Here is an 8,106-nt window from a genome sequence, read left to right as displayed (position 1 = left end):
ACGAACTATGCCGACCGACGAACAGAAGACAAAGGAACCTCTGGGGTGTTTTTGAAAAAAGTGTTCAACTTGTAATTGCAATTTAGGAAAAAGAAAAAAATAAAAAATGCAGCTAATTTATCTTTGAATAGATTAGCTATTTTTATATTTAACCTACATAAAAAGTGGATTCTTGGTTAGCATTAATAGGCTCTGTCCTCATAAACAGTTACTTGAAACGTACGAAGATGGGATGAGTAAACGCATGAAAGCTGAAAATGAATTGAAGAATATTACTTTACTACACAAGAAAAGTTAAAGTTGCTAGCTTAATGCACACGTTGAGGCAAGAAATTATAAAAAGGGTCACTGAGTTGGAAGTGACCCTAGGTGACAAATGAGGGAGGATGTGACGGTCAACCAACGCCACAGCCTAGTAAGTGCGTTCGATACACTCAACATTAATTTGTGCAAATAGATGTTACCTATACATTAAAAAAATTACAGCGCCGTCAAATGAATAAAATGTGTATGAAGGCTAATTATGTATTGGTAGGATAGCGTAGTGCAATAGCAAATTGGGGCGATGCAATGCAACAGATTGCTATCCCAAAACTAATATATGTAATGGTACTTAAAATATATAACACTATAAAAATGTGAGAAAAGGATTAAAAAGAGCCATTTCCTTATAAAGAAATGGCTGAATAGCCATTAGGGTGGGATTGTAATAGAGAGACTGATAAGCTTGTTTGCTAAACACTACTATAACTATGTAGAAATTGTAGTTTTCTATAGTTGATGGATCCGGAAGTTAAAACAAAAAAGCCGCTTAAAATCGCCGTGTTCATGTGGTAACGGCTAACTAACCAAAAACATGTTCTGTGGCATTACCGAAAGGAGAGCATCGTGACGGCCCTCATACAGGCTTAAGAACAATGCTGATTCAAGATGAAATTATATCGAGACATAATTGATAGAATCATTCAGTTTGCCATCGGTTTTAATAAAGGTAATAACTATCGAAAAAAGGCTGCCCCGAAAATATTCGGAGACAGCCTCTAATTGCTACTTCACGGTATTAATGAATTGAACATACTCTTTATTGATGTAGGCTGATTGTGTGTGGAGTTTATCAGAAAGTACTTCATACCAACCATTAACATTCGTATCGGTTACAATAACGGGCATACCGCTTTTATTATATGTGTAAAGTGGACTTTGACTTGTTGATGCATCTGGACGAACATTTAGGCCAGTTGTTGTCGTACGACCAATTTTGTATGGATTTTTTGCATCTTTAAAGCCTAAAGTTTTTTCGGCACGGTAGTAGTGTCCAGCAATTTTAGCACCCCAAAATGGATCAGATGCATACTTCACGTTAAAGCCGACTTCCTTAGAACCAACTACTGCACCATTCATGTAAGGACCACCTGGTGTAATGTAATTTGGCTGCAAGAACTTTTCAACAAGTTCATTAATATTGGCTGCAACACTATCAAACTTTTTATTTAGTGGATTCGTGTCATATACATATAAACCAAATAAGTTGTTAAGATTTTGAGCATGGTCACTCATACCATATGCACTCTCATGCTGGGCAAGCGATAAAATAAGCATAGCATTAATGTGAGCATTTGCTTCTACTTCTTTTAATACTTTCCCTAAACCGATTAACTTACTTTTCTGTGTCGCATTTTTATAAAGACTAGCCCCTGAACTTTCAACCTCAGCTAACTTTTGCATAATGTAATTATCTAGTTCTGCTGCAGTATATTGAGTTTGCGCACGTGCAGGTAAAAATTGATAGTAATTATAAGCTTCACCTTTTGAAGAGCCACTAGCATTATAGAAATTAATGCCATTCCAGCTAAAGTACTTTTCGCCCTGCTTCATGAAGTCTGGAGCTTTTCCGTATACATAGCTAGAAGAGTATTTATTTGATTTATAATCATATAAAGTATGTTTAATTTCACCATTCTCGTTTGAATAGTAAGAACGACCCTTACTTAAAGCAGATGGGATTAATGTAACATCGGCATGTTTTAAATACCCAACCTGACCTGCTAAACTAACTTTTACTTGTGTCGCATCACTACCTAAATACTGCATTTCTGTATTAGCAGCAACAGCAATTTGATCTTTAATTGTTTCAGATTTAAGGGCTACATAATTATTAGTTACAACATAACCAGATGACATTTTCATAATTTTATCATTTAGCGTAATGACAAGTGTATTTTTTGACAAGGCTTTTTCAGCAGCATCAAAGCTAGAAAAGGCTTCGTTTCCTACAAGATTGCCATTTGAAATTTCTTTTACGATGAACTTAGTAGAGTTACCATTACCAGTATCACCATTGTTGTTCCCGTTATTGCCGTTATTATTGTTGTTGTTACCATTATTGCCGTTATTATTAGTGTTACCACCATCATTTTTAACATCGTCCGCTAGAAGTATTAAGCGAAGTACAAATGTAGAGGCCTCGCCAATTGTGGCGTTATCTTTTGGTAAAAACATTCCATTGGAGCTACCTTTAATAAGCCCTAAATCTGCTCCGATAGCAATGGCTTGGCGGAAGTCTTTAAAAATAGCTGCATTATCCATAAAAGTAGTGGATGGTGTACCTTTTGGGATTTTTAAATAATCAACAGCTCTAATTAGCATAACTGCCATATGTTCTCTTGAAATACGGGCATTTGGTTTAAACGAACCATCTGTATACCCTGTGATAATCCCAGCAGAAGCAGCAAGCTTAATATCACTCGCAAACAAATATGTATCTGGGACATCTGTGAAAGTAATATTATCCTTTTTCTCAAGGTTTAAAGCCTTTGCTATGTAAGTAGCAAATTCACCGCGCGTGACAGTGTCGTTTGGACGATAGCTTCCATTTGCATCTTGCAATAATGCATCTTTGGAAATTAAATAGCGTAAACCACTTTCATGCATATGTCCTGAGAGCTCATCAGCATATGCCATGTTTGGTTGCCAAATAAGCATGCTAACAAGTGCCATTAACACCACCGTTAACATTGATAGTTTTTTCATAGTTTTAACCCTCCTAAGCTTCTATTATTTTACCAAAGTTGGAGAATTAAGATAAGGGTCAAATGTTAGAAATAACATAAAATATGCCAATCAAAATTTACCAATAACTATACTTTTGAGCTATGTTAATAGAAATAGTTGGATAGACAATAAGGTGAAGGACATTTGCGTTTAGAGGATTGGTAAAGTATTTCATGAGTGAGACGTTAGTGTATATATCTTCAGCCAGTAATTTTAATGCAAGAATAAAAAAAACTCCCACCGACATTAAGTAATGAAGCTACTTAAATGGTGAGAGGCATTTTTTATTTTTTCATTATTATACGCTGATAAAAACCTTGCGGTGCTTTGTTAGCATTTTGTGTTTTTGGATGGACAAGAATCATATATTCTCGCCCAGCAGATAAAGGTTTTGATGGGGTTACGATTAATGAACGACCATCTACTTTAGCTGTCATAGGCACTTCATTACCACCTAAAGCAATTAGCTGAACCTTATCCTCAGACATTTGTGAAGAAAGTGTATAAGGAACTTTCACTGTCAAATTTTTAGGATCCGCAACATTTTTTAAGCTTGCCAGCTCTTTATATTTTGTATATTGTGCTTTGATTGCGTCATAATGCGCCTGGAAAATAGGGGCAGTTTTAGTTTGGATGTTCGGTTTTACACCGACCTCATTAATTGTTTTCCCTAAAGGACCTGTGAAATTACCGATTGTAAGCTTTAAATAGCTACCATCCTGCAGTTCAAAAAAGCCCTGCATACAGCCTTTTCCGTATGTAGTTTCTCCGTATAAAATAGCAGATTGCTGATCTTGCAATGTTGCTGCTAACATTTCAGAGGCGCTAGCACTATAGCGGTTTACAAGAATACGTGTATCAGCAGGGAATTTTTCATCTTGATTGACTGCACGCACTTTATAATTGGCATGCGCTTCTTCCAGTAAAAAGGCGGTTTTTGCTTTTGGGAAAAAACCTGTAATCTCCTGAGCCGTTGTTACATAGCCTCCACCGTTGTTTTGTAAATCCAAGATAAAAGAAGTTGCACCACTCTGTTTTAACTGAATTAGTGCTTTCTTTACAAGCTCTGCACCGTCTTCAGAGAAGGATGACATAGCAATGTATCCAACATTCCCAAATAGTAATGTAGATTCCACATTCGGTAATGTGAATTTTTTTCGTGTAATCGTTGTCGTAGAAGTTGTACCATCTGCATGTTGGAGTGTCACGCCTAATTTAGTATTTTCATCACCAATTAATAGGGATGAGACTTCTTGCGTGGAGCTTCCTACAACGGATTGTCCGTTAATGGCAGTAATAATGTCTCCAGCAACGACACCTGCATCTGATGCACCGCTACCCTCAAACACTTGTAAAATATGAATGCCATCTTCATGTTCTTCGATAATCACACCAACCCCAATTGTTGATAGATCGATACTATTGATAAATTCCTCGAATTCCTTTTTCGTAAAATATGTAGAATAAGGATCTAGCATTTCAATGATTTCAGGAATCGTTTTAGCCTTTTGCAAATTTCCATGGATAGTTCCCACGTAATTTTCCGTAATAATTTCCTTGATTTCCTTTACAAGCTGTTGTTCATTGCTTGCAGCAGAAGCGTTTGTTAACGGAAAGATGAAAAAGCTTAGAACGAATACAAATGACCACAATACTCTTTTCATAGGACACCTCTTTTCTAATATATAGTATACATGATTTTCCATATAACTGTAATAGGGCTTATCACCAAAGTTGTAGGTGACATTTTTCCTTCTTCGCGCAACAGACGGGGTTTCCTACAAAAAAGAATCTGCTAACTTTTTGCGAAAAAGTAAAGGACATTCGCAAAAAAGGAAAGCAGATTCTAGTTATCATATAGATGAAGATATTTTATTTTTTTGTTAGCTTATGAATAACAAAGCCGATAAGTGCACCGACTATTGCAGGTACAAGCCATGCTAGACTTTGTTCATATAATGGTAAAGTTTTTAAAATGTTCACATATGGTGTAATCGTAATCTTCATTTCCTTAAAACCATCATTCAGACTAACAAGGAATGTAGGAATTAATGCTAAAATGTAAACAATTTTTCCACCTTTAAAGAAGTTATCGAAAAGTGAAAGAACCATTAACACCATCGCTAGTGGATAGATGATTAATAATACAGGTAGTGATGCACTAATAATTGTTTCAAGACCAACGTTAGTAATCGCTGCACTGAATATTGTGAAAATTACTAAAAACGTTTTATACGAAACACTTGGAAATAGTTTATTGAAAAATTGAGCATTGGCAGTCAATAAACCTACAGCAGTAGATATACACGCTAGTAAAATTGTGGCAGATAATATAATAGTCCCGAGTGTACCAAAAAGAGCTTCAGCTGACTTCGCTATAATAGTACCACCATTATCAAAAGTGCCTATTGCATTAATACTAGTGTTACCAATTTGTCCAAGTGCGATATAGACAAACGACAAGCCAATTGCGGCAACAATACCAGCGAAAATTGTCGTTTTGACTTGCTTCTTAGTATCTGACATACCCATGTCGCGTAATGCTTGCAATATAACGATTCCGAATACTAATGCACTAAGTACATCCATTGTTAAATAGCCTTGAACAAAGCCTTCAGTCAAAGGTGACGAAGTGTATTTTCCTATAGCTGCCCCTGGTTCACCCATTGGGGAAATAAAGCTTTTAATAGCGAGCAATAGAATAACACCTAATAGAACAGGCGTTAAAATTTTCCCAACGCGATCAACAAGCTTTGAAGGGTTAATTGCTAATACTAGTATTAAGGCGAAAAATATAACAGAAGTAATCAAAAGTGGTGCCCAATGATCTGCTGCTCCCTCTGGAAGAAATGGGACAATTCCGATTTCGTAGGAAACAGAACCCGTACGCGGCACTGCAAAAAATGGACCAATCGCTAAATAAACAATTGATGTAAAAATAATACCAAAGGTAGCGCCAACACGGTTTGCTAGTATTTGTAGATCGCCACCCGCCTTCGCAATCGCAACGATGGCTAATAGTGGTAACCCAACACCTGTTATTAAGAAACCAATCATTGCTGACGTTATATGTTCACCAGCTTGTTGACCTAATAATGGGGGGAAGATAATATTTCCGGCGCCTAAAAACAAGGCAAATAATAGTAAACCTACTGCTAGATTCTCTTTGATGAAAAGCAAAATGTTTTTCATAAAAATTAAAACTCCTTTAAATTTGAAAAGATTAAACTTTCTAAAAATTTTAAATACAGAAGTGTATGTTATCATACGAATACTATTCTTGCAATCAATAATCTCTTATTATTTGTCAGAATATGTCGGATTGATTAAGATTCATAAATTGTTTGAAAAATAGTCAGTTTTTCCGATTTCTGATTACGAAAATATCTAGTATGATAGACACACAAGGAAATATTTTAGCACGAATGGAGGCAAATTGGTATGAAAAAGACAAAAAAATTAAGAATCCTTGCTTTAACAACTATTGCTACTTCTTTTTTAGCATTACAAAGTGCAGAAGCCGCTACTTACACCGTACAAAAAGGAGATACTTTATCTAAAATTGCTACAAGCCATAAAGTAACAGTACAAGACATAAAAACTTGGAACAATTTAAAGAATGATATGATTTATGTCGCACAAAAGCTTGAAATTTCAAAACAAACGACTAACGAAACGGTAAAACCTTCAAATCCATCAACAACAACACCATCAAAACCTACAGCTACTTCCCATACAGTCGTTAAAGGCGATTCCTTATCTAAAATCGCTAAGCAATATAATATATTAGTAAAGGAAATCAAAGACTGGAATGGGCTTGCGACAGACACAATCTACATTGGACAAGTGTTAAAATTATCTGCGGGAGCTTCAGTACCCGGGAATGAAACAGTACATAATAACGGATCTTCAGGTGCAGGAACATCAAAAGATCCTACTGCAAATGGACAAGCTATCAATAAGAAAACAGTAGAAGTAGCGAATTCATTAGTAGGAACACCATATCTCTACGGTGGCAACACACCAGATGGTCTAGATTGCAGTGGCCTTATTTACTATGCCTTTAATCAAGGTGGATTAAAAATTGGCAGAAACAGTAGCGAAGGCTATTTTGATAATTCAACACAAGTTAATAATCCGGTATCCGGCGATTTAGTATTCTTCGAAAATACGTATAAACAGGGCATCTCTCATATGGGTATTTATATAGGCAACAATAAATTTATCCATGCAGGAGCAGACGGTGTTGAAGTATCAGACGTTACATACTCTTACTGGTCTACAAGATTAGTAGCTTATAAACGTTTCGACGCTATAAAATAAAGTAAAAGCGATTTTTTGCATATACAGCAGAAATCGCTTTTTTTTATGCGCGGGAAGAGGAAGCGAATCCCCTCGGAACGAGAGAATCCCACGGGCGAAGAAGAGATACCCGCGGAAGAGATGTGAATCCCTGGGCGAGGAAGAGATACCCGCGGAAGGAAGGCGAATACCCGGGGGAGGAAGAGATACCCGCGGAAGAGAGGCGGATACCCGCGGAAGGAAGGGGAATACCCGCGGAAGAGAAGTGAATACCCGCGGAGGGAAGAGATACCCGTGGAAGGGAGGCGAATACACGCGGAAGGGAAGCGGATCCCCGAGCGAAGAAGAGATACCCGCGAAAGAGAAGTGAATCCCCGGGTGAAGAAGCAATACCCGCGGAAGGGAAGCGGATCCCCAGGCGAGGAAGAGATACCCGCGGAAGAGAGGCGAATACCCGCGGAAGGAAGGGGAATACCCGCGGAAGGAAGGGGAATACCCGCGGAAGGAAGGGGAATACCCGCGGAAGGGAGGCGAATACCCGCGGAAGGAAGGCAAATACCCGCGGAGGGAAGGCAAATACCCGCGGAAGGAAGGGGAATACCCGCGGAAGGGAGGCGAATACCCGAGCGAAGAAGAGATACCCGCGAAAGAGAAGTGAATCCCCGAGCGAAGAAGAGATACCCGCGAAAGAGAAGTGAATCCCCGGGTGAAGAAGCAATACCCGCGGAAGGGAAGCGGATCCCCAGGCGAGGA

General features: G+C 37.9%; 4 protein-coding genes. 1 reads left to right on the top strand and 3 read right to left on the bottom strand.

From position 1 onward, the window contains the following. Nucleotides 1-1,047 precede the first annotated feature (1,047 nt). The 3 genes from ACFTQ7_RS24695 to brnQ form a co-directional block, all read right to left on the bottom strand. A complete protein-coding gene (locus ACFTQ7_RS24695; protein ID WP_386831955.1) occupies nt 1,048-3,030 on the bottom strand; it encodes an S-layer homology domain-containing protein in 1,983 nt (660 codons plus the stop codon). Nucleotides 3,031-3,335: 305 nt separating this feature from the next. Further along, nucleotides 3,336-4,715, bottom strand: coding sequence for a S41 family peptidase (locus ACFTQ7_RS24690; RefSeq protein ID WP_386831953.1), 1,380 nt, complete (start codon nt 4,713-4,715; stop codon nt 3,336-3,338). Nucleotides 4,716-4,923: 208 nt separating this feature from the next. Continuing rightward, on the bottom strand, nt 4,924-6,243 hold the full coding sequence (gene brnQ, locus ACFTQ7_RS24685) for a branched-chain amino acid transport system II carrier protein (protein WP_386831951.1): 1,320 nt from the start codon (nt 6,241-6,243) through the stop codon (nt 4,924-4,926). A gap of 249 nt (nt 6,244-6,492) precedes the next feature. On the opposite strand from brnQ, the gene ACFTQ7_RS24680 reads away from it, so the two are divergent. Then, complete coding sequence (locus ACFTQ7_RS24680; RefSeq protein ID WP_386831949.1) at nt 6,493-7,374, top strand: C40 family peptidase; 882 nt, start codon at nt 6,493-6,495, stop codon at nt 7,372-7,374. The last annotated feature ends 732 nt before the right edge of the window (nt 7,375-8,106 follow it).

This window comes from Lysinibacillus sp. NPDC056959 (assembly GCF_042674095.1).
In the GTDB taxonomy this organism is placed as follows: domain Bacteria; phylum Bacillota; class Bacilli; order Bacillales_A; family Planococcaceae; genus Lysinibacillus; species Lysinibacillus zambalensis.
Note: the sequence above shows the minus strand (reverse complement) of the source record. Positions and strands in the feature narration are given on the sequence as shown.